This is a genomic window from Sphingomonas sp. (assembly GCF_036388435.1).
Lineage (GTDB): Bacteria > Pseudomonadota > Alphaproteobacteria > Sphingomonadales > Sphingomonadaceae > Sphingomonas.
Map to the genome: position 1 here is coordinate 132,502 of NZ_DASVRV010000003.1, position 24,082 is coordinate 156,583.

Below are 24,082 nucleotides of genomic sequence, written 5' to 3' on the forward strand. Positions count from 1 at the left end.
TCGGTTGGACGGGACTCGTAACGGAGCTAAGCGCCGAACCATGATTTTCGGCATTCGGCGATGACCATCGGCGCGACCACGCGACCATTCCGGCTCGGGCTGTTCCTGCTCGTCTGGTTGTCCTGCGCTTGGTTCGGGTCCTGGGAGGGCAATCCCAACAACGCGACGCGGTTGTTCGCGGCGGTGAGCCTGATCGAGGACGGCAACGCGACGATCGACGAGTTCGCGCCGTTGACGATCGATTTCGCGCGGTTCGGCGACCATTTCTATCTCGACAAGGCACCGGGCATGACGCTGATGGCGCTGCCCGCCGTGGCGGCGGTGACCGCGGCCACGGGGGTGCGATCGGCGGCGATACCGTTGCGCCAGGGCGATCCGACATTCGGCCGGTTCATGCTGGCGCGGCAATGGGCGGCGACCGCGACCGGACCGGCGGTGCTGACGGCGGTCGCGGCGGTGCTGTTGTTCGACCTCGTGCTCGGGCTGACGGGCCGGGCCGGGGCTGCACTGGCCGCCAGCCTGGCCTATGCGCTCGGATCGCCGATCTGGGGCTGGTCGACGACGCTGTTCGGCCATGCGAGCGTCGCGGCACTGTATGTCATCGCCGTCTGGGCAATCTGGCGGGGAACCCGGGACGCACGTGCCCGGCCCGGACTGGCGCTGCTCGCCGGGGCGGCGCTCGGCTGGGCGGTCGTGGTCGAGTATCAGGCGGTGCTCGCGGGATCCGTAATCGGCGCCTGGGCGCTGGCGCGGGCCTGGCCGCGGCCGGAGCGATGGCGGCTGATCGGGTCGGCGGTGGCGGGGGGCGTCGCGGCGCTGGTGCCGTTGGCGGTCTATAATCTGGTCGCGTTCGGGACGGTGTTCCGGCTGGGCTATCAGGGCGTGGTCGGTTGGGAGGGGATGAACCAGGGGTTTTTCGGGCTCACCGCGCCCTCGCTCGGCGTATTAGGCGAGATCACGGTCGGGCCGCGGCGCGGGCTGCTATGGGTCGCGCCGGTGCTGCTGTTCGCGCCGATCGGACTGACGCAGATGTGGCGGGAGCGGGCGACGCGCGGGCTCGCCACCGCGCTGGCGGTCGCAGCGATGGTCGTGCTGCTGGTCAATGCGTCTTATTTCTACTGGGACGGCGGCAATTCGACGGGGCCGCGCCACGCGATGCCGGTAGCGGGGCTGCTCGCGATCGGGTTGGGCGTCTACTGGGCGGCGCTCGACACCAGAGCGGAGCGGGCGTTCGTGACCGCCCTGCTCGCGCTGTCGATCGCGATCAACCTGATGATCGCGGCGGGGGACGTGATGGCCCCGCCCGATTTCAAATATCCGCTCAAGCAGGTCGTGTGGGACCTGAGGCTCGCGCGCGGGCAGATGTTCACCGTACCGAGCAGCTGGTGGGGCTGGTCGAGCTGGGCCGGGCTGGCGTTGTACCTAGTGGTCGCCGGGCCGCTGCTCGGCTGGCTGATCAGTCGGGCGATGTCGGAACGCGCGCCTTCCTGATCCCGTTCACCCGGTGCCAGATATAGAGCCCGGCGGCCGCGACGAGAACGAGGCCGATAGCGAGGTCGGCCTGGTGGAAGGCGGCTTTCAGGCGGGGATCGCTGTTCCACTTCTCCCCCAGCTCGCGTCCGATCCAGGCGAGCGCGAAGCAAAAGGGCCAGGAGCCGACAAAGGTGTAGATGTGGAACGGCACGAGCTTCATGCGCGCGACCCCGGCGGGAAAGGCGATGAAGGTGCGGATGACGGGCAGCAGCCGCCCGACCAGCACGGCGAGGGAGCCCCAGCGCGCGAAGAAGCGGTCGGCGGTGTCGAGCTCGTCGGGCCCGATCAGGACATAGCGGCCCCAGCGCTCCACGAAAGGCCGCCCGCCGCGCTTGCCCGCCTCGTAGGCGACGATGGAGCCGAGATTGCACCCCAGCGCGCCCGCCGTGGCGGCGAGATAGATGTCGAACCGCCCCGTCGAGACGAGATAGCCGGCGAAGGGCATGATGATCTCCGACGGGAGCGGGATGCATGCGCTCTCGATCGCCATGAGGAGGACGATGCCCCAATAACCGCCGGCGGAGATCACGCCCACGGTGAAGGTGGCGAGGATGGTGATGATCTTTTCGAACATGGGCCGGCCGATTGGGGCAGTGCCGGGCGGGCGTCAACCGGAAGCATTGGCGGAAGCGCCGGCGGAACCGCGCGCGGACGCGGGCGGTTGGACGAGCATGACCGATTCCACGCTTTCCGATCTAACGCTCAACGACGGCCGGACCATGCCCCGCTTGGGGCTGGGCACCTATCAGATCCCCGACGCCCAGGCCCCCGGCATCGTGCGGCGCGGGCTGGACCTGGGTTACCGGCTGGTCGACACGGCGGCGCTTTATCACAACGAGCGTGGGGTCGGGGAGGGGATGCGCGACACCGATGCGTTCCTGACGACCAAATTGTGGAACGACCGGCACGGCGACGCGGCCGCCGCGCTGGACGAGAGCCTGGCGCTGCTGGGCGTCGAGGCGGTCGATCTGTACCTGGTCCACTGGCCGGTGCCGGGCGAGGGCCGCTATGTCGAGGCATGGGAGGCGCTGGTCCGCCTGCGCGAGGCGGGGCTGGCGCGGTCGATCGGCGTGTCGAACTTCCTGCCCGAGCACCTCGACGCGATCGTCGCGGCGACGGGGGTCACGCCCGCGGTCAACCAGATCGAGCTGCACCCGCGCTGGCAGCAGCGCGACGCGCGCGCCTATCACGACGCGCACGGCATCGTGACGCAGAGCTGGAGCCCGCTGGGGCAGGGCGGCGACATATTGCGCGCGCCCGTAGTGACCGCCATCGCGGAGAAGCATGGGCGCAGCGCCGCCCAGGTGATCCTGGCCTGGCATCTGGCGCACGGGTTGTCGGTGATTCCCAAGGCGGCGGACCCCGACCATATGAGCGACAATTTCGCGGCCCTCGACCTGACGCTCGACGAGGCGGAGCGTGCGGCGATCGACGCGCTCGACGATCCGGGCGGGCGGATCGGACCGGACCCCCGGACCTTCTGACATGCGCGTCGCGGCGCTCGCCGAGCCGGACGATTTCGAGGGCTGGCGCGATGCCGCTCGCGGGCTGGCGGCGGAGGGGGTGCCGCCCGATGCGGTGGTGTGGCAGGTCGGCGACGTGCCGGCCGACCTGTTCGCCGGAACACCCGACCCGCCGCCAGCGGCCGCGCCGAGCCCCGGCTTCTCCGTTCCGCGCGCGTTTCTGGATGTCGCGCGCACCGTCGTCCAGGCGCGCGATCCCGAGCGGTTCGCGCTGCTCTATGCCGCGCTCGACCGGCTGCGGCGCGAGCCGAAACTGATGGAGGACGCGGCCGATCCGCTGGTCCGCCGCCTCGACACGATCGCCAAGTCGGTCCGGCGCGACGTTCACAAGATGCGCGCATTCGTCCGCTTCCGCGAGGTCTCCGATGACGAGGGGTCGCGCTATGTCGCCTTTTTCGAGCCCGAGCATCACATCGTGCGCGGCAATGCGGCCTTTTTCGTCAACCGCTTCGCGTCGATGCGCTGGTCGATCCTGACGCCCGAGGTTTCGATCCATTGGGACGGGACCACGCTGTCGGAGGGGCCGGGCGCCGAGCGTGGCGATGCGCCGGCGGGCGATCCGATCGAGGAGGTATGGAAGACCTATTACCGATCGATCTTCAACCCGGCGCGGGTCAAGGTGGGCGCGATGCTGCGCGAGATGCCGCGCAAATATTGGAAGAACATGCCCGAAACCGCGCTCGTCCCCGAGCTGCTGGCCGGGGCCCAGGCACGGGAGAGCGGGATGATCGAGACGGCGCGGACGGCGGAGATTGGCGACAACGCGCAGGCGGCCTGGGAAGCGCTGCGCGACGAGGCGCGCGGCTGCACGCGCTGCCACCTGTACAAATGCGCGACGCAGACGGTGTTCGGCGAGGGACCCGTCGCCGCGACGATGATGTTCGTCGGCGAGCAGCCGGGCGACCAGGAGGATTTGGCGGGGCGACCGTTCGTCGGGCCGGCGGGGCAGATGTTCAACCGCGCGTTGGCCGAGGCCGGGATCACCCGCGAGGAAGCCTATGTCACCAATTCGGTGAAGCATTTCAAGTTCGAGCAGCGCGGCAAACGGCGCATCCACGCCAAGCCCGATACGGGCGAGATCAACGCGTGCCGCTGGTGGATCGAGCAGGAACGGATGCTGCTGCGCCCCAGGGTGACGGTGGCGCTTGGGGCGACGGCGGCGCGGTCGCTGTTCGGCAAGACGATGACGATCGGCGCCTCGCGGGGGCGTGCCATGACGCTGCCCGACGGGGGCGAGGCGTGGATCACCGTGCATCCGAGCTATCTGCTGCGGCTGCCCGATCCGGCGCTGGCGCAGGTCGAATATGGGCGCTTCGTGGAAGACCTGAAACAGGCGCATGCCGCGCTGGCCGCCGCATGATCCGCCCCCGCCGCAGCGCGCTGTTCCTGCCCGCGTCGAACCCGCGCGCCATCGCCAAGGCGCGCGGGCTGGCCTGCGACGTGGTCATCCTTGATCTGGAGGACGCGGTCGCGCCCGAGGCGAAGCGGGAAGCGCGGGCAGCGGCGGTGGCGGCCGCGCGCGAGGGCGGGTTCGGCGGGCGCGAGCTGGTGGTGCGGGTCAACGGCCTCGACGGCGCTTGGGGGGCGGACGACCTCGCGGCGCTGGCGGGCGTACCGGTCGACGCGGTGCTGCTGCCCAAGGTCTCGGGGCCGGACGTGCTGGCCGCGGCGCGGAGCCGGATCGACGTGCCGTTATGGGCGATGATCGAGACGTGCCGGGCGATGCTCGACCTGCGCGCGATCGTCGAGGCGGGGCCGGCGGTGCTGGTCGCCGGGACGAACGACCTGGCCAAGGAGATGCGGTGCCGGCCGGGCGTCGACCGCGCGCCGCTGCTGCCGCTGCTGGCGCAGATCGTCGTGGCGGCGCGGGCGGGCGGGGCGGTGGCGCTGGACGGGGTATCGAACGTCATCGACGATCCGGCGGCGGTGGAGATGGAGTGCCGGCAGGGGCTCCGCTTCGGCTTCGACGGCAAGACGCTGATCCACCCCAGTCAGATTGCGCCCGCTAACAGCGTGTTCACCCCGGACGCCGAGGAGGTCGCCTGGGCCGAGCGGATCGTCGCCGCGTTCGACCTGGCCGAGCACCAGGAACGCGGCGCGATCAGGGTGAATGGACGGATGGTCGAGCGGCTGCACCTGGAGGAAGCACAGCGGGTGCTGGCGCTCGCCCGATTACCGGAAAATGGTGCCGCCGGTGAGGATCGAGCTCACGACCTGAGCCTTACCCGCGGCCTCGGCGGCGCCGCGGTCATGCGGTAGACGACGCCATGATCGCCTCCTCCACGTCGCGCAGCCGATCCTTGCCGAAATACAGGTCGTCACCGACCAGAAAGCTGGGACTGCCGAACGCGCCCTTCTCGAACGCCACCTGGGTATTGTCGAGCAGGCGCTGTTTCACCTCTGGCGTCTGCGCCAGCGCGAACAGCTGCTCGACCGGCAGGCCCGCCTCGCCGAGCGATCGTGCGACGAGTTCGGGCTGCCCCATGTCGAGCCCGCGCGCCCACATGTCGTCGAAGACGCGGTCCAGATAGGGGTCGAACACACCAAGTTGCTGAGCCGCTATGGCGCCGCGCATCAGCAAGAGCGTGTTAATCGGGAAATGCGGGTTCATGCGGAAATCGGTGACGGCGTGCCGGGTGATGAACCGCTGCATCTCGAGGCGTTCATAGTCGGGCTTGTTCTTGATCGCGGCAAAGGCGGTCGCGGGCGATTGGTTGCCGGTCAGCTTGAACAGCCCACCCAGCAGGATCGGCACATAGGTGAACGTCGCGCCCGTCCGCGCCTCGATCGCGGGGATCACGCGGTGGCACAGGAAGGCGTTCGGACTGCCGACGTCGAAATAGAACGATATATCTGGCATCCAGGCTCTCCATCGACCCTTGAAGTGGGTTCGGATATCCTACTCACCGGATCAGAGTGGTCAAGCGATCCGGGCCATAGGGCTTCCCCTAGCCTTGACGAACGAGCCCCGGTAAGTTCTACATCCGAACCGACAATCGATCCGGCCGCAGCGACGGCGGAGAGGAGCTTGCAGGTGGACCTGAGTTTTACGCCCGACGAGGAAGCGTTCCGCGATGAGGTTCGCGGCTTCTACGCGGAATCGCTGCCCGCGAACCTCGCCGATCGCGTCCGGCTGGGCCACAGCCTCACCAAGGACGAGCAGGAGGCCTGGCAGGCGGTCCTCGCGCAGCGCGGCTGGCTCGTGCCGCACTGGCCGGTCGAATGGGGCGGAACCGGATGGTCTGCGGTCGAACGCTATATCTTCGACCTCGAATCCTCGCTCGCCAACGCACCGCGCCCGGTCGCGTTCGGCTTCAACATGCTGGCGCCGGTGCTGCTGAAATATGGCAGCGAGGACCAGAAGCGTCACTGGCTGCCGCGCATGCTCGATGGCTCCGACTGGTGGTGCCAGGGCTATTCCGAGCCGGGCGCCGGGTCCGATCTCGCGGCGCTCAAGACCCGCGCGGTGCGGGACGGCGACGATTATGTCGTCAACGGCCAGAAGACGTGGACGACGCTGGGCCAGCACGCGAACATGATCTTCGCGCTCGTCCGCACCAACGACACCGGCCGGCGGCAGGAGGGCATCTCGTTCCTGCTGATCGACATGACCTCGCCAGGGGTCGAGGTCCGTCCGATCATCACGCTCGACGGCGAGCATGAGGTGAACGAGATCTTCTTCACCGACGTGCGGGTGCCCACCGCCAATCTGGTCGGCGAGGAGGATCGTGGCTGGACCTACGCCAAATATCTCCTGACCTATGAGCGGACGAGCATGGCCGCGGTCGGCAGTTCCACCGCGGCGCTGGCGTGGCTGAAGTCGCTGGCGGCGAAACAACGGCGCGGTGGCCGGCCGCTGCTCGACGATCCGCTGTTCGCCGCCCGCATCGCCCGTGCCGAGATCGAACTCGGCAACCTCTCGACCACCGCGCTGCGCGTCGTCGCCGCGGTGGCCGGCGGCGGGGCGCCGGGCGCGGAAAGCTCGATGCTCAAGGTGAAGGGCACCGAGTTGCGGCAGGAGATCAGTGCGATCGCGCGTCGCGCGCTCGGGCCGTTCGCGCAGCCCTTCCTGCCCGAGGCGCTGGAGGACGGCTTCAACGGCGAACCGGTCGGCCCGCCCGATGCCGCCGCGGTGACGCCGCACTATCTCAACCTGCGCAAGCTCTCGATCTTCGGCGGATCGAACGAGATCCAGAAGAACATCATCTCCAAGATGATCCTCCAGCTCTAGGACCGCCGCATGGACTTCAACCACACCGACGATCGGCGGATGCTGGCCGACACGCTGGGCCGCTTCGTCGCGGGCCACGCCGATCCGCTCGCGCGCGCGGCCGCCGCGAGATCGGCGCCGGGATACGACCCCGAACTATGGACGCGCTTCGCCGAGCTGGGCGTGATCGGCGCGCTGTTCGCGCCCGACGATGGCGGCTTCGGCGGCGCCGGGTTCGACATCATGGTCGTCTTCGAGGCGCTCGGCGCCGGTCTGGTGCCCGCACCGTTCCTGTCGACGCTGCTGGCGGGACGCGTCATGGCGGCGGCGGGTGGACGCGCCGGGGAGATCGAGGCGCTGATCACGGGCACTGCGGTGATCGCCTTTGCGCATCAGGAAGGCGACGCCGGCTACGACCTCGACCATGTCGCCACCCGCGCCGAGCGGGACGGCGAGGGCTGGCTGCTCACCGGCGCCAAATCGGTGATCGCCGATGAAGAAGGCGCGACGTCGCTGCTGGTTTCCGTCAGGACATCGGGGGACGTCGGCGACCGCGAGGGTGTGTCGCTGTTCCTCGTGCCCGCCGACGCCGCGGGCCTCACCGTGCGCGGATACCCGTGCGTGGACGGCGGTCGCGCGGCGGAAGTGCTGATCGAGGGCGTGGCGCTGCCGGCCGCTGCGCTGGTCGGCGCCGAGGGGGAAGCCGCCGACGCGCTCGCGGACGCCGTGGCCGCCGGTCTCGTCGCGCTCTGCGCGGAAGCGCTGGGCGCGATGGCGGTCGTGCGCGACGCGACGCTCGACTATCTGCGCACCCGCGTGCAGTTCGGCGAGGCGATCGGGCGCAACCAGGCGCTCCAGCACCGCATGGCCGCGCTGCTGATCGAGATCGAGCAGGCGCGATCGGCGGTCATCAACGCCGCCGCCGCGCTCGACGGCCCGGCGACCGCGCGCGAGCGCATGCTGTCGGCGGCCAAATACACGATCGGGCGGACCGGCACGCTGGTCGCCGAGGAAGCGATCCAGCTTCATGGCGGCATCGGCATGACCTGGGAGCTGCCGATGACGCATTTCGCCAAGCGGCTGATGATGATCGACCACCAGCTGGGCGACGAGGATCACCACCTCGCCCGCTACGCCGCGCTCAGCCGCGCGGCCTGACTCCGAATAAGGAAAACGATGATGGCGAATGACGAGAACGGCCAGCGCAACGCGACCGCGGCGATCATCGGCGCGGGCGACTTCATCGGCGCGGCGATCGCCAAGCGCTTCGCCGCCGAAGGCTACACCGTCTTCATCGGGCGGCGGCAGGCCGAGAAGCTGGAACCGCTCAGGCTGGAGATCGAGGCGGCGGGCGGCCGCGTGGTGGCCCGTTCGCTCGACGCGCGCGACGAGGATCAGATGATCGCCTTCCTCGCCGAGGCGGAGGCGCACGCGCCCCTCGAGGTGTGCGTGTTCAACATCGGCGCGAACGTCAACTTCCCGCTGGTCGAGACCACCGCGCGCGTCTTCCGCAAGGTCTGGGAGATGGCCTGCTTCGCCGGCTTCCTGGCCGGGCGCGAGGCGGCGCGGCACATGCTGGCGCGGGGCAAGGGATCGATCTTCTTCACCGGCGCGACCGCGGGCCTTCGCGGCGGCACCGGCTATGCGGCGTTCGCCAGCGCCAAGTTCGGCCTGCGCGCGGTGGCGCAGGCGGCGGCGCGCGAATTGGGGCCGCAGGGCATCCACGTCGCGCATCTCGTCATCGACGCCGGCGTCGACACCGCCTGGGTACGCGAGCGCATCCGCGAGCGCGCCGGCGACGCCGCGGCCGACAACATCCAGCCGGGACAGCTGATGCGGCCCGAGGCGGTCGCCGAAACCTATTGGGCGCTCCACCAGCAGCCGATCGACGCCTGGACCTTCGAGCAGGAAATCCGCCCCTTCGGCGAGAAATGGTGAGCCTGTGACCGCTTCCGCACGCTCGTGCTTCGCCCCTCGCGCCGTCGAGGTCGGCTACCGCGCGGACGGCACGATCGTGATGCGCTCGCCGATCCCGCTCGACGGCTGCGAGCGTCACATCTGCGCCTATCTCGAACGCTGGGCGAGCGAGGCGCCCGACCGGACGTTCCTGGCGCAGCGCGACGGCACAGGCGCGTGGCGGCACCTGCGTTACGCGGAGGCTTGGGCGCGTGCCCGCGGAATCGCGCAGGCGCTGCTCGATCGCGGGCTCGGCCCCGATCGTCCGCTCGCGATCCTGACCGGCAACTCGATCGAACATGCGCTGATGACCTTCGGCGCGATGATCGCCGGCGTGCCCGTCGCGCCGATCTCCCCCGCGTACAGCGCCAGCGCGGGCGGACGACGGCGCCTCGCCGAGGTCGTCGCGATCCTGAAGCCCGGCATGATCTTCGCGCAATCGGCCGCGGCGCTGGGCGATGTGCGCGCGATGCCGGAACTCGCCGGGCTACCCTGGATCACGGTGGAGCCGACGGACGCGGCGGAGCGGCTGGCCGATATCGAGCGCGTCGCGGGCCATGCCGACGCCGATCGCGCCTATGCCGCCGCGACCGGCGCGACGGTGGCCAAGATCCTCTTCACCTCGGGCTCGACCGGATCGCCCAAGGGCGTGCCCAACACGCAAGGGATGCTGTGCAGCGCCGTCCGTGCCGCAGGCCTCGTGTTTCCGGTCGATGCGCCGCCCGTCACGGTCGACTGGATGCCCTGGCATCACACGTTGGGTGGCAACAGCACGCTGCACTCCATCCTGCGCGACGGCGGCGCGATGTACATCGACGGCGGGCGCCCGATGCCCGGCCTGTTCGACGAGACGGTGCGCAACCTGACCGAGATCGCCACCACCGTGGTCCAGAACGTACCGGTGGGCTTCCAGATGCTGGTCGCGGCGATGGAGGCGGACGACGCGCTGCGCACGCGCTTCTTCGAGCGGGTCGAGCGCATCGCCTTCGCCGGCGCGAGCCTGACCGGCGACACCTTCGATCGGATGCAGGCGCTGGCGATCCGCACGACCGGCGAGCCGGTGGCGTTCGTCGCCGGCTATGGCACGACCGAGACCGGACCCGGCATCGCCAGCACGCACTGGCCGAGCGAAGGCAAGGGCGAGATCGGGCTGCCCTTTCCGGGTTGCGAGGTGAAGCTGGTGCCGTTCGACGACCGCTACGAGATCCGGGTGCGGGGCCCCAACGTGTTTCCCGGCTATCTCGATCGCCCCGATCTGACGCGGCAGGCGTTCGATGAAGAAGGCTTCTACGCGGTCGGCGACGCCGTCCAGTTCTTCGACCCCCTCGATCCGCGGCAGGGCCTCCGCTTCGCCGGGCGGCTGAGCGAGAATTTCAAGCTGTCGAACGGCAGCTGGGTGCTGACGGGCGAACTGCGCGCGGCGGTCCTCGCCGCCGCGCCGGGCGTCGCCGAACTGGTCGTGGCCGGGCACGACCGCGACGATGTGCGGCTGTTGGTGTGGCCCGCGGGCGGGAATCATCCCGAGCAAGTGCACGCCGGCATCGCGCGCGACCTGGCGGCGTACAATGCGGCGAACCCCGGCGCGACGCGGCGGGTCGCGGGCTATCTCCTGGTCGACGCACCGCCGTCGATGGCCGACGGCGAACTCACCGACAAGGGCTATGTCAACCAGCGCGCCGTCCTCGCCAACCGTGCCGAACTGGTGGCACGGCTGTACGAGGCACCCGCTTGGTTATGACTGGCTGACCGGTGATTTCGCGGCAGCGCCGCGTTCGCGTGGCAGCCGCCGCGCATCGCGCAGGCCCGGCCCGGGCAGCACCAGCACGTCGCGCGGGTCGAGCGCCTCGGCGCAGGCGGAACAGGTCGTGACGGGATCGAAGACGTGCCCGCACGCGACATGTTCGTGGACCACCGGCCGCCCCTTGCGCCCCGAGAGGTGCACATCGCCCCAGTGCACGATCGACAGCACGACGGGGTAGAGGTCGAGACCCTTGGGCGTCAGGCGATATTCGTACCGGGTCGGGTTCTGCTGATAGGCGACCTTGGTCAGCACGAAGTTGTCGACCAGCTTGCGCAGACGATCGGTCAGGATGGGCCGACCGATACCCAGCCGTTCCTGAAAATCGTCGAACCGCCGTACGCGCAGGAAACATTCACGCAGGATCAGCAGGGTCCAGCGATCGCCGATGACGGCCAATGTCCGCGCCATCGAGCAGTCCTGTTCCCCAATGGCGTTCCACTGCATCGATCACCGGCTCCGTCAGTTCGTAAATAGAACCTTAGCAGCGCTCGACGCCGGAAGCCACCGCACCGCCCGTCCGCCATGTGAGCGTGCGAAGATTCACCCGCGGATCGCGTGCATCGCGCGATCGAGGTGCGGCGCGCGCAGTGCACCGACGAACGTCATGGCGCGCGCGTCGATGTCGGCCAGCCAGTGCGCGCCCAGCGCCGCTAGCCGCTCCTGCTGCGCGGTCTCGCCCGCCAGCGTCGCGAACCGCGCCGCGATCCAGCCGGTCGCCGCGAGTGCCGCCAGGTGGAGCAGAGCCGTCGCGCCGATCTCGGCCTCCGCCGCGGATGCCGCGATCATCTCGGCTACGGCCTCTTCGAGCAGGTCGAGACACCGCCCGAACGGGGCGGCGACGGCGGCGGGACAGCGTGCCTCCGCCGCGCGGGCCGCGGCCAGGAAGCAGCGATAACCCCGCCGGTCGCCGCGGCGCAGGCGACGATGGAGCAGGTCGAGCGCCTGGATTCCGGTCGTGCCCTCGTAGATCGTCAGCACGCGCGCATCGCGCAGCGCCTGTTCGACCGGCCAGTCGCGCGTATAGCCCGCACCGCCGAATATCTGGATCGCCTCGTCGGCCACGGCCGAGGCATATTCGCCGCCGGTCGTCTTCACGATCGGCAGCAGCCACTGGGTCAGCGCCGCCGCATCCTCGCGCAGCGCATGGTCGGGCTCGTAGCGCGCGAGATCGGCATGGGTGGCGATCGCCAGCACCAGTCCGCGCAACATCTCGACCCGGGCGTGCATGCCCGCCACCATCCGCTGCACGTCGGGATGGTCTATGATCGCGACCGGCGCGTCGCCCCCACCGCCCTGCAAGCGTTCGGCCGCGTAGCTGGTCGCGGCGTCCGCGGCGCCCGCCGCGATGCCGAGCCCCTGCGCGCCGACCGACAGCCGCATGTTGGTGATCATCACGAACATCTGCGCCAGCCCGCGCCCCTCCGTGCCGATCAGCCAGCCCTCGGCCTCCTCGAACCCCATGGCGCAGGTCGGCGAGACGTGAAGCCCGAGCTTTTCCTCCACGCGTCGCACGAAGACGGTGTTGCGCCGCGTCGTCCCGTCGGCGTCCGCGATCGTGTCGGGCACGAGGAACAGGCTGAGCCCGTCCACCCCGGGGGTGCGGGCGAGCAGGCAATGGCCGATCCGCGGCGTCAGGTCATGATCGCCATAGGAGATCCAGATCTTCTCGCCGGTGATGGCGAAGCGGCGTTCGTCGAACCGTCGCGCGCTCGTCCGGAGCCGCATCACGTCCGATCCGGCCCCTGGCTCCGAGATGCAGATCGTCGCGCCCCACTCGCCCGAAACCAGCCGGGACAGCCATTCGCGTTGCAGTTCCTCATCGCCATGCGCCGCGATCAGTTTGGCGGCGGAACGCTGCGGCACCGGCAGCATCCCGAACCCCGAACAGGACCGGTCCATCACCTCCTGCACCGCCATCGCTACCACCAGCGGCAGACCCTGTCCGCCATCGGCTTCGGGATGATCGAGGGCAGGCCAGCCCCCCTCGACATAGCTTGCCCATGCCGCCCGGTGGCCCGGCGCGGTACGCACGCGCCCGTCGACGATCTCGCATCCGACCCGGTCGCCTACATCGTTCAGCGGTGCAAGCTGGACGTGCGCGAACTTCGCGGCTTCTTCCAAGATCGCCGCGACCGTGTCGGGGTCGGCGGCGGCGAAGCCGGGATTGAGCGCGCGCACACGATCGATCGCGGGCGCGACCTCGATCTGCGCGGCGATCAGGTCGATGTCGGGCGGTGGCAGCGGGGCTCTCATGGGTCCGATACTATGCGGATACCCGGCGCAGCGCACGCGAAAAGGCTATCCACTATAACAAAGCAGGTTCGCCCGAATTGCCGATCACCGCGCGCGTTGGTAGCGCGCGGCCATGGCCGGCAAGCACATCGACTTCGACCGCTACCTCCCCTTCATTCTGGTCGCGGCGGCAAACGCCGTGTCGAGCGGCGCGTCACGCACCTATCTGCCGCGCTTCGGCATGGGCGTCACCGAGTGGCGCGTGCTGGCCAATCTGAAGAGCCGCCCGGGCATGACCGCGACCGCGATCTGTACCGCCAGCGCGCTCGACAAGGCCGCGGTCAGCCGCGCGGTCGCGACGCTGGTGGCGGGCGGCTTCGTCGAGGGGCAAGGCGATGACGGCGACCGACGCCGGCGCGCGCTGTTCCTGACCGACACGGGCACCGCGCTGCACGACCGCATGATCGAGGTCGCTTTGTCCCGCGAGCAGGGACTGCTCGACGGCTTTTCGGCGGCGGAGACCGGCACGCTGCACGGCCTGCTGACGCGCGTGCTGGACAATGCGCGCAAGCTGGACGATAGTTGATATATCAACCAATGACGCGCAACCCGGGAGTGGTGGATGGAAAACGCGATTGCCGACGCAAACATGCCGTGGCCGGTCAACGCCTGGTACGTCGCCTGCACCCCCGACGAGATCGACGGCAAGCCGCTCGGCCGGCGTATCTGCGACCAGCCGATGGTGTTCTTCCGCGGTCAGGACGGCGCGATCGGTGCGCTGGAGGATTTCTGTCCGCATCGCGGCGCGCCGCTGTCGCTGGGGTTCGTCCGCGACGGCACGTTGGTGTGCGGCTATCACGGCCTTGCCGCGCAGTGTTCGGGTCGGGTCGCGAACATGCCGGGCCAGCGCGTCGGCGGGTTTCCGCCGATCCGCAGCTTTCCGGTCGTGGAGCGTTACGGTTTCGTCTGGGTCTGGCCGGGCGATCCGGCGCTGGCCGACGCCGCCAGCCTGCCTCACCTCGAATGGGCCGAGAGCCCCGACTGGGCGTTCGGCGGCGGGCGTTTCCACATCGCCTGCGACTATCGCCTGATGATCGACAATCTGATGGATCTGACGCACGAAACCTATGTCCATGCATCGAGCATCGGCCAGAAGGAGATCGACGAGGCTCCCGTCCGGACGCGCGCGACCGCCGATGAGGTGGTGACCAGCCGCATCATGGACGGCGTTCGGCCGCCCCCTTTTTGGCAGATGGCGCTGCGCGGCGCGGGTCTCCCCGATGACCAGGTCGTCGATCGCTGGCAGATCTGTCGCTTCAGCATGCCCGCGCACGTAATGATCGAGGTTGGCGTCGCGCTGGCGGGGCAGGGCGGTTACGATGCGCCCGACGCGGTCAAGGCATCGAGCATCGTCGTCGATTTCATGACGCCCGAAACCGCGACCTCGCACCATTATTTCTGGGGCATGGCGCGACGGTTCGCGGTGACCGACACCGCCCTGACCGACAGCATCCGCGCCGGCCAGCATAAGATCTTCAGCGAGGATCTGGAGATGCTCGAACGCCAGCAACGCAATCTGCTCGACTATCCGGGCCGGCGGCTGCTGCTGCTCAACATCGATGCGGGCGGCGCGCGGTCACGGATGATGATCGACAAGGCCATCGCGGCTGAAACCTCGGTCAACGCTCACCCCGTCAGGATCAACGCGTCGAGCGCCACCGCGCCCTGACCCTTGGGATAGACGACGACCGGATTGAGATCGATCTCGCGGATCGCGGGGGTGCCGAGCAGCAATCGGCCCAATCCGGCGATGATCCCGGCGACGGCATCGACGTCAAGCGCGGGCGAACCGCGAAACCCGTCGAGCAGCGCGCCGCTCTTTAACTGGCGCAGTTCGGCGACGATCGCGTCGTGGGTCAGATCGGGCGGCAGCAGCCGCACGTCGTGGAGCAACTCGGCCTGAACCCCGCCGAAACCGACCAGGATCACCGGACCCCATTCGGGATCGCTCTTCGCACCCACGATCAGTTCGACCCCGCGGGCGCCCATCGCCTCGATCAGCCCGCCGTCGAGCGTGATCGCGGCGTCATAGGCGGCGACATTGTCGTACAGCCGGCCCCAGGCGGCGGCGAGCGCGGCATCGTCGGCGATGTTCAGGATCACGCCGCCTGCGTCGCTCTTGTGACTGAGCGCGGCGGCCTGCGCCTTCAGCACGACCGGGTAACCGATCGCGGCCGCGACGCTCCGCGCCTCGTCCAGCGTCGCGGCGAACCCGCCCCTGGGAAAGGGAATGCCGAGCGGCGCGAGCAACTGCTTGGCCCGATATTCGGGGATGACGCCGCTCGGCACATCGACCGTCACCGGCGCGGCATCGGCCGCCGCGTCGTCGCGCCCGGCGGCGGCAATCAGCCGGCGCAGCGCGCGGAAGGCGCGGTCGGGGGAGGGGAAATAGGGAACACCGGCCCCGCGCAGATCGGCGATATAATCGGCCGGGACGACCGCTCCGTCGTCGAGTCCGGCGAAGATCACCGGCTTGTCGGGCGAGAGCGCACGCACCGCGTCGGTGATCGGCGGAAACTTGCGCGCCGCGGTCGCCGGATCGGTCTGGATGATGCCGAGAACGACCGCGGCGAAGCCCGCATCGGCCAGCAACGGCGCCAGCGTGCGGCGATACAGATCCGGATCGACCAGCGCCTGGGCGGTCAGGTCCATCGGGTTCGACACGGGGATGAAATCCGGGATGCTCGCGCGCATCGTCGCCTCGGTGTCGCCGGTGATCGCGGGCAACGTCAGGCCGATGCGCTCGGCAAGGTCCAGCGACAGCGCCTTGAACGCACCCGATTCGGTCAGCACCGCCGTTCCGCCGGCACGCACCGGCTGCGCGCGCGCCACGATGTCGAGCACGTCGCCGAGTTCCTCCAGGCTCTCGACCAGGATCACGCCCGCGCGCGTCACCTTGGTCTTCATCAGCTGCCAGTCGCCCGCCATCGCGCCGGTGTGCGTCGCGGCGGACTCACGCGCCGCGCTCGACGTTCCGGGATGGAGGAGGACGATCGTCTTGTCCGCCGCCCTGGCGCGGGCCGCGAGCTCCAGAAATTGTGCCGGCTTGCGGAACTGCTCGACGATCATGCCGATCGCTTTGGTGTTCGGCTCGTCGATCAGGTGCGCGACATAATCCTCGACGCCCGATGCCGCCTCGTTACCGGTCGATACCGAGATCGAAATGCCGAGATCCTTGGCCATCAGCGTCGTGCCCAGCACCACCGCCATCGCCCCCGACTGGCTGACGATGCCGACGCAGGACTTGCCGGTGAGCTGCAGCGCGGGCGTCCCGACGAAGGTCAGCGGCACGCCCGCGACATAGTTCGTCATGCCGAGGCAGTTCGGCCCCTCGATGACCATGCCGGTATCCGCGGCGATCCGCGCCACCTCCGCCTGCGCGGCCAGGCCTTCTTCGCCGCCCTCGGCGAACCCGGCGGCAAAGATCACCGCGGCGCCGACGCCCTTCGCCGCAAGCGCCTGCACCGCGGCGAGCACTGCCGGCCCCGGGATCGCCAGCACCGCAGCATCGACGCCATGCGGCAGGTCCTCGATCGACTTCAGGCACGGGCGGCCGTCGATCGCGTCGCGCTTGGGATTGATGAGGTGGATGTCGCCCGCAAAGCCGTGGCGTTCGAGATTGTCGAGCACCGACTTGCCCAGGGCGCCCGGGGTGGGGGAGGCACCGACGATCGCGACCGAGCGCGGGGTGAGCAGGCGGGATAGGTCTTTGGGCATGAATTTCATCCGTTCGGCATCTGCGATCCTCCCCGGGACCGGGAGGGGGACCAGCGAAGCTGGTGGAGGGGGGATCGCCGCGCGCGACCCGCCGGCGGCGGCCCCCTCCGTCGCGCTACGCGCGCCACCTCCCCGCATGCGGGGAGGATTTTAGAACGTCAGACCCCCGCCTTGTCCTTGTCGTACGCACCCAGGCCCGGCTTGTACGACTTCTCGTCGATGAACTGGCGGATGCCTTCCTTGCGGCCGTGATTGTCGTAGCTGTTGGCGGCTTCCTGCGCGCGGATCAGATAATCCTCGGCATCGTCGTAGCTCATCACCGACACGCGGCGCACCGCGTCCTTGGTCGCCTTCAGCGCGACGGGGTTCTTGGCGAGCAGCACCTTGGCCACATCCATCACGCGGGTCTTAAGCTGCGCGAGGGGGAGGGATTCATTGACCAGGCCCCATTCCGCCGCGGTCTTGCCGTCGACATTCTCGCCCATCATCGCATGGTACATTGCCTTGCGGAACGGCAGCAGCTCGACCGCGACCTTGGTCGCGCCGCCGCCCGGCAGGATGCCCCAGTTGATCTCGGACAGACCGAACTGCGCCTCGTCCGCGGCGAATGCCAGGTCGCAGGCGAACAACGGGCCGTATCCGCCGCCGAAGCACCAGCCGTTGACCATCGCGATCGTCGGCTTCTGATACCAGCGCAGCCGCCGCCACCAGCCATAGCTCTCCCGCTGGGCCTGACGCGTGGCGCCCAGCCCCTTGGCCTCGGTCTCGCGGAAATATTCCTTCAGGTCCATGCCCGCCGAAAACGCGGTGCCTTCGCCCGAGAGCACCAGCACGCCGACATCGTCACGGAATTCCAGAAGGTCGAGCACCTCCATCATGTCGCGGTTCAACGTCGGCGACATGCAGTTGCGCTTGTCGGGACGGTTGAAGTTCACCCACGCGATACGGTCTTCGACGAGGTAGCTGACGACGCCGTTGCTGCTCAGTTCGGTCATGCGAATATCCCTAGTTAGATCGGATAATGGCCTGGCTCGGTCTCGATCGTGATCCAGCGCAGCTCGGTGAAGGCGTCGATGCCGGCCTTGCCGCCGAAGCGGCCATAGCCCGACGCCTTGGTGCCGCCGAAGGGCATCTGCGCCTCGTCGTGCACGGTCGGGCCGTTGACGTGGCAGATGCCGGACTTGATCTTGCGTGCGACACGAAGGCCGCGGGCCGTGTCGCGGGTGAAGACCGCCGCGGACAGGCCGTAATCGGTGTCGTTGGCCAGCTCGATCGCGTGCGCCTCGTCGCGTGCGCGGATCACGCCTACGACGGGACCGAAGCTTTCCTCGCGGAACAGCTTCATGTCGGGCGTGACCTTGTCGATCACGTGCGCGGGCATCAGCACCCCGTCCGCCTCGCCGCCATTGACCTGCACCGCGCCGGACCCGACCGCATCGGCGATGAGCGAACGGACGTGATCGACGGTCTTCTGGTCGACCACCGCGCCGAGCGGCGTCTTGCCCTCGCGCGGATCGCCGACGGGCATCGTGCCGACCTTGGCCGCGAACTTCTCGACAAAGGCGTCGGCAACGCTCTCGACGACGATGATCCGCTCGGTCGACATGCAGATCTGGCCTGAGTTCATGAACGCGCCGAACGCGGCGGCCTTCACCGCTTCGTCGAGGTCGGCGTCCTCGAGCACGATCAGCGGGGCCTTGCCGCCGAGTTCGAGCAACACCGGTTTCAGATGCGCGGCCGCGCGCTGGGCGATGATCTTGCCCACATACGTGGAACCGGTGAAGTTGATGCGCTTGATTTCTGGATGATCGATCAACGCGCCGACGATCTCGGCGGCATCGGCGGGGGCGTTGGTGACGATCGACACGGCGCCCGCGGGCAGCGCCTCGTCGAACGCTTCGCCGATAAGCGCATGGGTGCGCGGACATTGCTCGCTCGCCTTCAGCACGACGGTATTGCCGCACGCCAGCGGCGCGGCGACGGCGCGTACGCCCAGGATGATCGGTGCGTTCCACGGTGCGATGCCCAGCAGCACGCCGACCGGCTCGCGCAGCGCCATCGCGATGCAGCCGGGCTTGTCGGACGGGATCACCTCGCCCGCGATGTGGGTGGTCAGCGATGCGGCCTCGCGCACCATGCCGACGGCGAGCATCAGGTTGAACCGCGCCCAGCCCTCGGTCGCGCCGATTTCGCCCATCATCGCCTCGATGAACTGGTCGGCCCTCGCGGCGAGCGCGTCGGCGGCCTTGTTGAGCGCCGCGCGGCGGGCATTCGGCCCCAGCGCGGACCAGGCGGGGAACGCCGCGGCGGCCGCCTCCACCGCGACGTTGGCATCCGCCACGGTCGCCGCGGCTGCGGTCGTCGCAACAGCGCCGGTGATGGGGTTTACGCGATCGAAGGTCCGACCGATCGGCGCTTGCGCAAGCGTAGCCATGCAACCTCTCCCGTTATTGTTGTACCGCATAACTTATGGCGTGTGCGCGCGCAATGTTTCTTTTGTCGCGTTCACGTTCCGCGTCAGGCATCGGCCGCCTCGATCCGCGCGAGCAGATCGATCAGCTGAATGCGCTCGGCTGTCGACAGCCCGGACAATAGCTGATCCTCATGGGCGCGGATGCGCCCCAAGGTGTGCCGGACCTTCTCCTCGCCCGCCGTCGTCAACGTCAGCGCAAAGGCGCGGCGGTCGTCCGCGGCGGTTTCCCGCAGCACCAGGCCTGAATCGACCAGCTCGTTGACAAGGCTCACCATGTTGGCGCGCTGAATGCCCAGCGCGCGACCGACATTGCCCTGATTGATACCCGGATTGGCGGCGATGACCGACAAGATGCCGAACAGCACCTGTCGCATGCCCGTTCCCGCGATGGCGCGCGCAAAGTCGTTGCCGATAACCGCCGAGGCGCGACGCATGTGGTAGCCCACCAGCTCATCGAGCACGCCCAGCGCTGCAATCGCGATTTCCGGTTCGTCCTGCACGTCGCTAGTCTCCTGAAGCGACGGGCGTTAGGCAGTCCAAGGCCGCGCCTCAAGTCACCCTCGTCCGCCGTCCGAGCACGAACAGCGCGCCCGCCGCGATCGCCGAGCCCGACGCCATCAGGATAGCGACGGTGGACAGGCCGTAGCCCGCGGCGAACAGCAAACCGGCCAGGGCGGGGGCCAGGGCGGACCCGCCGCGCCCGATGCCGATGACGAACCCGGTCGCGGTCGCGCGGACTCCGGTCGGGAAGCTCTGCGCGATGAGCGCATAAAGGCCGACGACCGCGGCATTGGTCGCGAACCCCGCGCAGGCCGCGATCAGCGACAGGGCGGCAAGATCGCTCCAGTCCCGCCCGAAGGCGATCACGAGGACGGTCGATAACAGCATGGCGCCGATCGTCAGCCCGATCAGCCGCACCCGCGCGGTGAGCAGACCCAGTACCAGCGATCCGCTCGCGCCGCCGATGCTGGCCCAGACGAGCACGCCCGCGGCGAGCGGCGCGGGAAAGCCCATGTCCACGACGATCTTGGGAATCCATTTCAGAATGAAATAGAACGTCATGATATGGGTGAGATACGCCAGGGTAAGCAGCCCGGTCACCCGCACGAAGGCGGGTGAGAAGAGTTCGACCAGCGGCACCTTGGCCGCTTTCGGCTCGGGCGCGGGCAGGGCATCGACCGGCAGATGCCCCATTCGCGCCAGCATGGCGTTGATCCGCGCCAGCGCGCCCGGCGGACGCCGGTGCATCAGGAACGCGATCGATTCGGGCGCGCGCCACAGAACCAGCGGAATGAAGCACAACGTCACGATCCCGCCGAACACAAACACCGCCTGCCAGTCGTAGCGCGCGAGCAGAACCGCCGAGATCGACCCCCCGATCACGCTGCCCACCGGATAGCCGGCCGCCATCAGCACGACGCAAAGCGCCCGGCGACGGCTATTGGCGGCTTCGGCGACGGCCGCGTTGGTCGCCGCCAGCATGCCGCCGATGCCAAGCCCGGTCAGCACGCGCCACAATGACAGGGTCGTCACGTCACCCGCGGTCGAGGCCCCCAGCATCCCGCCGGCCATCACGGTCAGACATCCCAGGATGGTCGCGCGCCGCCCGATGCGATCCGCGACGCCGCCCAGCACCAGCGATCCGATCGCCATGCCGATCAATTCCATCGACAACACGAAGCCGAGCGCCGCGCGATCGATCCCCCAGGCGGCGGCGATCCCCGGAGACGCGAAACTGATCGACAGCACGTCGAATCCATCGAGCGCGTTGAGGCCGATCATCGTCGCGACGATCCCCCATTGAAAGCGCGACATGGGCGCCGCATCGACGATCGAGCGCGGGTCTGTGGCGGTCATGTCGCTCCCAACAGTCACTTGCGGCGCCGTCTAGCGCCGGGGCGCTAGAATTTGTAGCTCGCGCTGACGCCCCATTCGCGCGGGCGACCATAGCTGCCCTCGGCAAGACCGAACGCGCCCGAGATGTTGCCCGATACCAGATAGAGCGAATCGGTCAGGTTGGTGCCGAACACCGCCACCGTGATCGCGCGGCTCGGCAAGGTGTAGCTCAGTCGCGCATTGAGCAGGCCGTAACCTGGTTCGGTGATGATCGGCGTATTGGCGACATCCTGGAAGATGCGGCTGTACATCGTATAGTCCAGGCGGAACGCCACCTCGCTGCCGCCGTCGAACTCGTGGCTGAGATCAAGGCCCGCGGTGACGGTCCACTCGGGCGCCTTGACGAAGCGGCTGCCCAGCGTGATCGGCAGGATCTGCGTCGGCCCCAACCCCTCGCCGACCGAGGTGTATTTGGCGTCGAGATAGCCCAGGCCCGCGTTGACGCTGATCCAGCGTGCCGGGCGCATCACCGTCTCGAACTCGATGCCGTTGATCTCGCCCGACGCGGCGTTGGCGACGAAGTTGGTCGGCGTCTGGTTCACCGTCAGCTGGATGTCCTTGTAAATAGAGTGGAACGCCGCGAGATTGGTCGTCAGCTGCCCGTCGAGCCACTGCGCCTTGATGCCCGCCTCGTAGGTGGTGAGCTCCTCGGGGGCGTATTGGGTCACCTCCTCGGCGTTCGCGAGCGGACGCCCGTTGAACCCGCCCTGCTTGAAGCCGACGGAATATGACCCGTAGAGCAGCACATCGTCGGCGGCCTTGTAGCTGATCCCGAGCCGCGGCGTGAACTTGTTGAAGGTCGCCTCCTTCGTCACATTGACGAACTCGACAAGGTCGCGCTGACGCACGTTGATCGAGGTGAACACCTTGTTATCGCTGGTATAGCGCGCACCCACGGTCAGGCTCAGCCGTGGCAGAATCTCGAAATCGATCTGGCCGTAGGCGGCAAGGCTGCGATTGTCGGTATAGTTCTGGACGAACACCGCCGGCGTGAACGGCCCCGCGGTTGCGAGCGGGGGCTGCAGCCCGACCGCGATGTCGGCGGTGGCGATGTCGGACGCCTTCTCCTTGAAGTAGAACGCGCCGATCACGTAGCTCAACCGGTCGTCCAGGATCTTGCCGGTCACCTGAAGCTCCTGGCTGAACTGCCATTGCTTGTCGCGGTTGGTGGTCTGGCGGAACAGGAAGGGCGACGCGTCACCGTCGCGCGTGAAATACGCCTTCATGTCGCGATAGGCGGTGATCGACTTCAGCGTGGCGCTGCCGATTTCATAGGCGATGACGCCCTGGACGCCCCACAGATCGAGATCATTGTCGTTCGGGCCTGTCGCGAAGGTTTCGAACGGGCTGTCGGTGATGAAGCTGGGGTTCAGCGTCGGCTGTCCGTTGGGCGCGATGATCCCGCGCGAAGGCGCGACGAAGCGGTTATAGTTCACGAGGAAGGGCACGCCGGTGATGCCCGGGACGTTGCCGACCGCCAGTAGATCGAGCGGCGCGGAATTCTCGCGCGCGCGGGTGTAATCGCCGCCGATGTCGATCGTCAGGCCGCTGCCCTCCGGCTGGATGCGCAGCTTGGCACGGACAACCTGCGCGAAGCGGTTGCCCTGCGTCTCGCCGTCGATCAGCCGCGTCGCATAACCGTCGCGGTTCAGCGTGGCGGCGGACACCCGCAGTGCGGCGAGGCCGGGGACGATCGGGATGTTCACCGCGCCCTTGACGTCGATCCGGTCGAACCGGCCATACGTGCCCTCGACCCGGCCCGACACGCCGTCGAGTTCGGGCGTTCCGGTGTTGATGAGGACCGCGCCGCCGATCGTGTTCTTGCCGAACAACGTGCCCTGCGGCCCACGCAGCACCTGGACGCTCTGGATGTCGACGGCATCCAGCACGCCCCCGATCGACCGGGCATAATAGACGTCGTCGACATAGAAGCCGACCCCCGGATCGCTGAAGATCGCGAAGTCGTTCTGCCCGACGCCGCGGACGAACACGGTGGCGTTGTAATTGCCGCCCGACAGCGCGGCGGCGCCGTCGAAGCGGATGTTCGGCGTGAATTTGGCGATCTCGTCGAGGCTCGCGACGTTGCGCTCGGTCAGGGCATCGCCGCTGAGCGCGGTGACCGCGATCGGCACGTCCTGCAATCGTTCCGAGGTGCGCCGCGCGGTGACGAGGATATCGTTGCCGTCCACGGGATCGGTATCCTGCGTGACCTCGATCGGAGTGGCGGCGGGCGGCGCGTCCTGCGCTTGCGCCACACCGGCTGGTAAAAGCCCGATCATGGCGGCGCCCGTCAACAGCAAAGCCTTCATTTCACCCTCCTGAGATTCGATCGTCTTATCGTGGTTTCACGCGCGGTGTTCGCGCTGTGGGCAGCACGCACCTTCACGACGATGCGGAACAGTTCCGCGCGCTCCGCGTCGGTCAGGACCCCAAAAAGCTGTGCGTCATGGTCGGCGGTGATCTGCATCATGTCGGCGACCAGACGACGACCCTCGTCGGTCAGGTGCAACGCATTGCTGCGGTTGTCGCGACCGGGGCGACGCTCGACAGCATCAAGGCCGACAAGCGCGTTCACCGCCGCCATCGTGCTGGCGCGGTTGATGCCGAGCGTGCGGCCCAGCGCCGCCTGATCGCAGCCGGGATGAAGATCGATATAGACCAGCGCCGTGCCCCGCCCGGGT

The 24,082-nt window shown here is 68.6% G+C and carries 21 protein-coding genes; 10 read left to right on the plus strand and 11 right to left on the minus strand.

The features are described from left to right. Positions 1-60: 60 nt before the first annotated feature. Positions 61-1,491 (plus strand): hypothetical protein, encoded by a 1,431-nt coding sequence (locus VF592_RS01405; RefSeq protein WP_331003807.1) that lies wholly within the window; start codon positions 61-63, stop codon positions 1,489-1,491. On the opposite strand, the gene VF592_RS01410 is transcribed toward VF592_RS01405, so the two are convergent. Beyond that, positions 1,457-2,107, minus strand: a complete 651-nt coding sequence (locus VF592_RS01410; protein WP_331003808.1) for a DedA family protein — start codon at positions 2,105-2,107, stop codon at positions 1,457-1,459. The two genes, VF592_RS01405 and VF592_RS01410, sit on opposite strands and share 35 nt — an antisense overlap. A 97-nt stretch (positions 2,108-2,204) precedes the next feature. Between VF592_RS01410 and VF592_RS01415 the strand changes: the two genes are divergently transcribed. From VF592_RS01415 to VF592_RS01425, 3 genes are read left to right on the plus strand one after another with little or no spacing between them, the layout of a single operon-like run. Then, entirely contained in the window at positions 2,205-3,017 is an 813-nt protein-coding gene (locus VF592_RS01415; RefSeq protein ID WP_331003809.1) for an aldo/keto reductase, read from the plus strand. A gap of 1 nt (position 3,018) precedes the next feature. Continuing rightward, positions 3,019-4,416 carry a UdgX family uracil-DNA binding protein gene (locus VF592_RS01420; protein WP_331003810.1) on the plus strand — a complete coding sequence of 466 codons (1,398 nt, stop codon included), beginning with the start codon at positions 3,019-3,021 and terminating at the stop codon, positions 4,414-4,416. Beyond that, positions 4,413-5,315, plus strand: a complete 903-nt coding sequence (locus VF592_RS01425) for a CoA ester lyase (RefSeq protein WP_331003811.1) — start codon at positions 4,413-4,415, stop codon at positions 5,313-5,315. The genes VF592_RS01420 and VF592_RS01425 overlap by 4 nt, the downstream gene beginning before the upstream one ends. Here VF592_RS01425 and VF592_RS01430 read toward each other — a convergent pair. Beyond that, a complete protein-coding gene (locus VF592_RS01430) occupies positions 5,305-5,916 on the minus strand; it encodes a 2-hydroxychromene-2-carboxylate isomerase (RefSeq protein ID WP_331003812.1) in 612 nt (203 codons plus the stop codon). The two genes, VF592_RS01425 and VF592_RS01430, sit on opposite strands and share 11 nt — an antisense overlap. A gap of 174 nt (positions 5,917-6,090) precedes the next feature. Between VF592_RS01430 and VF592_RS01435 the strand changes: the two genes are divergently transcribed. Genes VF592_RS01435 through VF592_RS01450 form a run of 4 tightly spaced genes read left to right on the plus strand, consistent with a single transcriptional unit; the run spans position 6,091 to position 10,960 of the window. Continuing rightward, a complete protein-coding gene (locus VF592_RS01435; protein WP_331003813.1) occupies positions 6,091-7,287 on the plus strand; it encodes an acyl-CoA dehydrogenase family protein in 1,197 nt (398 codons plus the stop codon). Between the two features lie 9 nt (positions 7,288-7,296). Next, the gene (locus VF592_RS01440; protein WP_331003814.1) at positions 7,297-8,424 is read left to right on the plus strand and encodes an acyl-CoA dehydrogenase; all 1,128 of its coding nucleotides are present in this window, start codon (positions 7,297-7,299) and stop codon (positions 8,422-8,424) included. A gap of 18 nt (positions 8,425-8,442) precedes the next feature. Then, the gene (locus VF592_RS01445) at positions 8,443-9,204 is read left to right on the plus strand and encodes an SDR family NAD(P)-dependent oxidoreductase (RefSeq protein WP_331003815.1); all 762 of its coding nucleotides are present in this window, start codon (positions 8,443-8,445) and stop codon (positions 9,202-9,204) included. A gap of 4 nt (positions 9,205-9,208) precedes the next feature. After that, positions 9,209-10,960 carry an AMP-binding protein gene (locus tag VF592_RS01450; RefSeq protein WP_331003816.1) on the plus strand — a complete coding sequence of 584 codons (1,752 nt, stop codon included), beginning with the start codon at positions 9,209-9,211 and terminating at the stop codon, positions 10,958-10,960. Here the strand turns inward: VF592_RS01450 and VF592_RS01455 are convergent. After that, complete coding sequence (locus VF592_RS01455) at positions 10,955-11,431, minus strand: helix-turn-helix domain-containing protein (protein ID WP_331003817.1); 477 nt, start codon at positions 11,429-11,431, stop codon at positions 10,955-10,957. The two genes, VF592_RS01450 and VF592_RS01455, sit on opposite strands and share 6 nt — an antisense overlap. Positions 11,432-11,563: 132 nt before the next feature. Further along, positions 11,564-13,276 (minus strand): acyl-CoA dehydrogenase family protein, encoded by a 1,713-nt coding sequence (locus VF592_RS01460; protein ID WP_331003818.1) that lies wholly within the window; start codon positions 13,274-13,276, stop codon positions 11,564-11,566. A gap of 112 nt (positions 13,277-13,388) precedes the next feature. Between VF592_RS01460 and VF592_RS01465 the strand changes: the two genes are divergently transcribed. Together VF592_RS01465 and VF592_RS01470 are read left to right on the plus strand one after the other, a co-directional pair. After that, entirely contained in the window at positions 13,389-13,841 is a 453-nt protein-coding gene (locus tag VF592_RS01465; protein WP_331003819.1) for a MarR family winged helix-turn-helix transcriptional regulator, read from the plus strand. 36 nt (positions 13,842-13,877) lie between these two features. Continuing rightward, on the plus strand, positions 13,878-14,984 hold the full coding sequence (locus VF592_RS01470; RefSeq protein WP_331003820.1) for an aromatic ring-hydroxylating dioxygenase subunit alpha: 1,107 nt from the start codon (positions 13,878-13,880) through the stop codon (positions 14,982-14,984). On the opposite strand, the gene VF592_RS01475 is transcribed toward VF592_RS01470, so the two are convergent. The 7 genes from VF592_RS01475 to VF592_RS01505 all read right to left on the minus strand — a co-directional run. Next, on the minus strand, positions 14,942-17,032 hold the full coding sequence (locus VF592_RS01475; protein WP_331003821.1) for an acetate--CoA ligase family protein: 2,091 nt from the start codon (positions 17,030-17,032) through the stop codon (positions 14,942-14,944). The genes VF592_RS01470 and VF592_RS01475 overlap by 43 nt on opposite strands. Before the next feature lie 158 nt (positions 17,033-17,190). Continuing rightward, a complete protein-coding gene (locus VF592_RS01480) occupies positions 17,191-18,027 on the minus strand; it encodes a p-hydroxycinnamoyl CoA hydratase/lyase (RefSeq protein ID WP_331003822.1) in 837 nt (278 codons plus the stop codon). Positions 18,028-18,041: 14 nt separating this feature from the next. Beyond that, positions 18,042-19,466: an aldehyde dehydrogenase gene (locus tag VF592_RS01485; protein ID WP_331003823.1), complete on the minus strand. Its 1,425-nt coding sequence runs from the start codon at positions 19,464-19,466 to the stop codon at positions 18,042-18,044. A gap of 83 nt (positions 19,467-19,549) precedes the next feature. Beyond that, a complete protein-coding gene (locus VF592_RS01490; RefSeq protein ID WP_331003824.1) occupies positions 19,550-20,005 on the minus strand; it encodes a MarR family winged helix-turn-helix transcriptional regulator in 456 nt (151 codons plus the stop codon). Positions 20,006-20,054: 49 nt separating this feature from the next. Then, positions 20,055-21,362 (minus strand): MFS transporter, encoded by a 1,308-nt coding sequence (locus tag VF592_RS01495; protein ID WP_331003825.1) that lies wholly within the window; start codon positions 21,360-21,362, stop codon positions 20,055-20,057. Positions 21,363-21,406: 44 nt separating this feature from the next. Then, positions 21,407-23,710 carry a TonB-dependent receptor gene (locus tag VF592_RS01500; protein WP_331003826.1) on the minus strand — a complete coding sequence of 768 codons (2,304 nt, stop codon included), beginning with the start codon at positions 23,708-23,710 and terminating at the stop codon, positions 21,407-21,409. After that, positions 23,707-24,082: MarR family winged helix-turn-helix transcriptional regulator (locus VF592_RS01505; protein ID WP_331003827.1), on the minus strand; the 376-nt coding region annotated here is incomplete at its 5' end. The genes VF592_RS01505 and VF592_RS01500, both read right to left, overlap by 4 nt.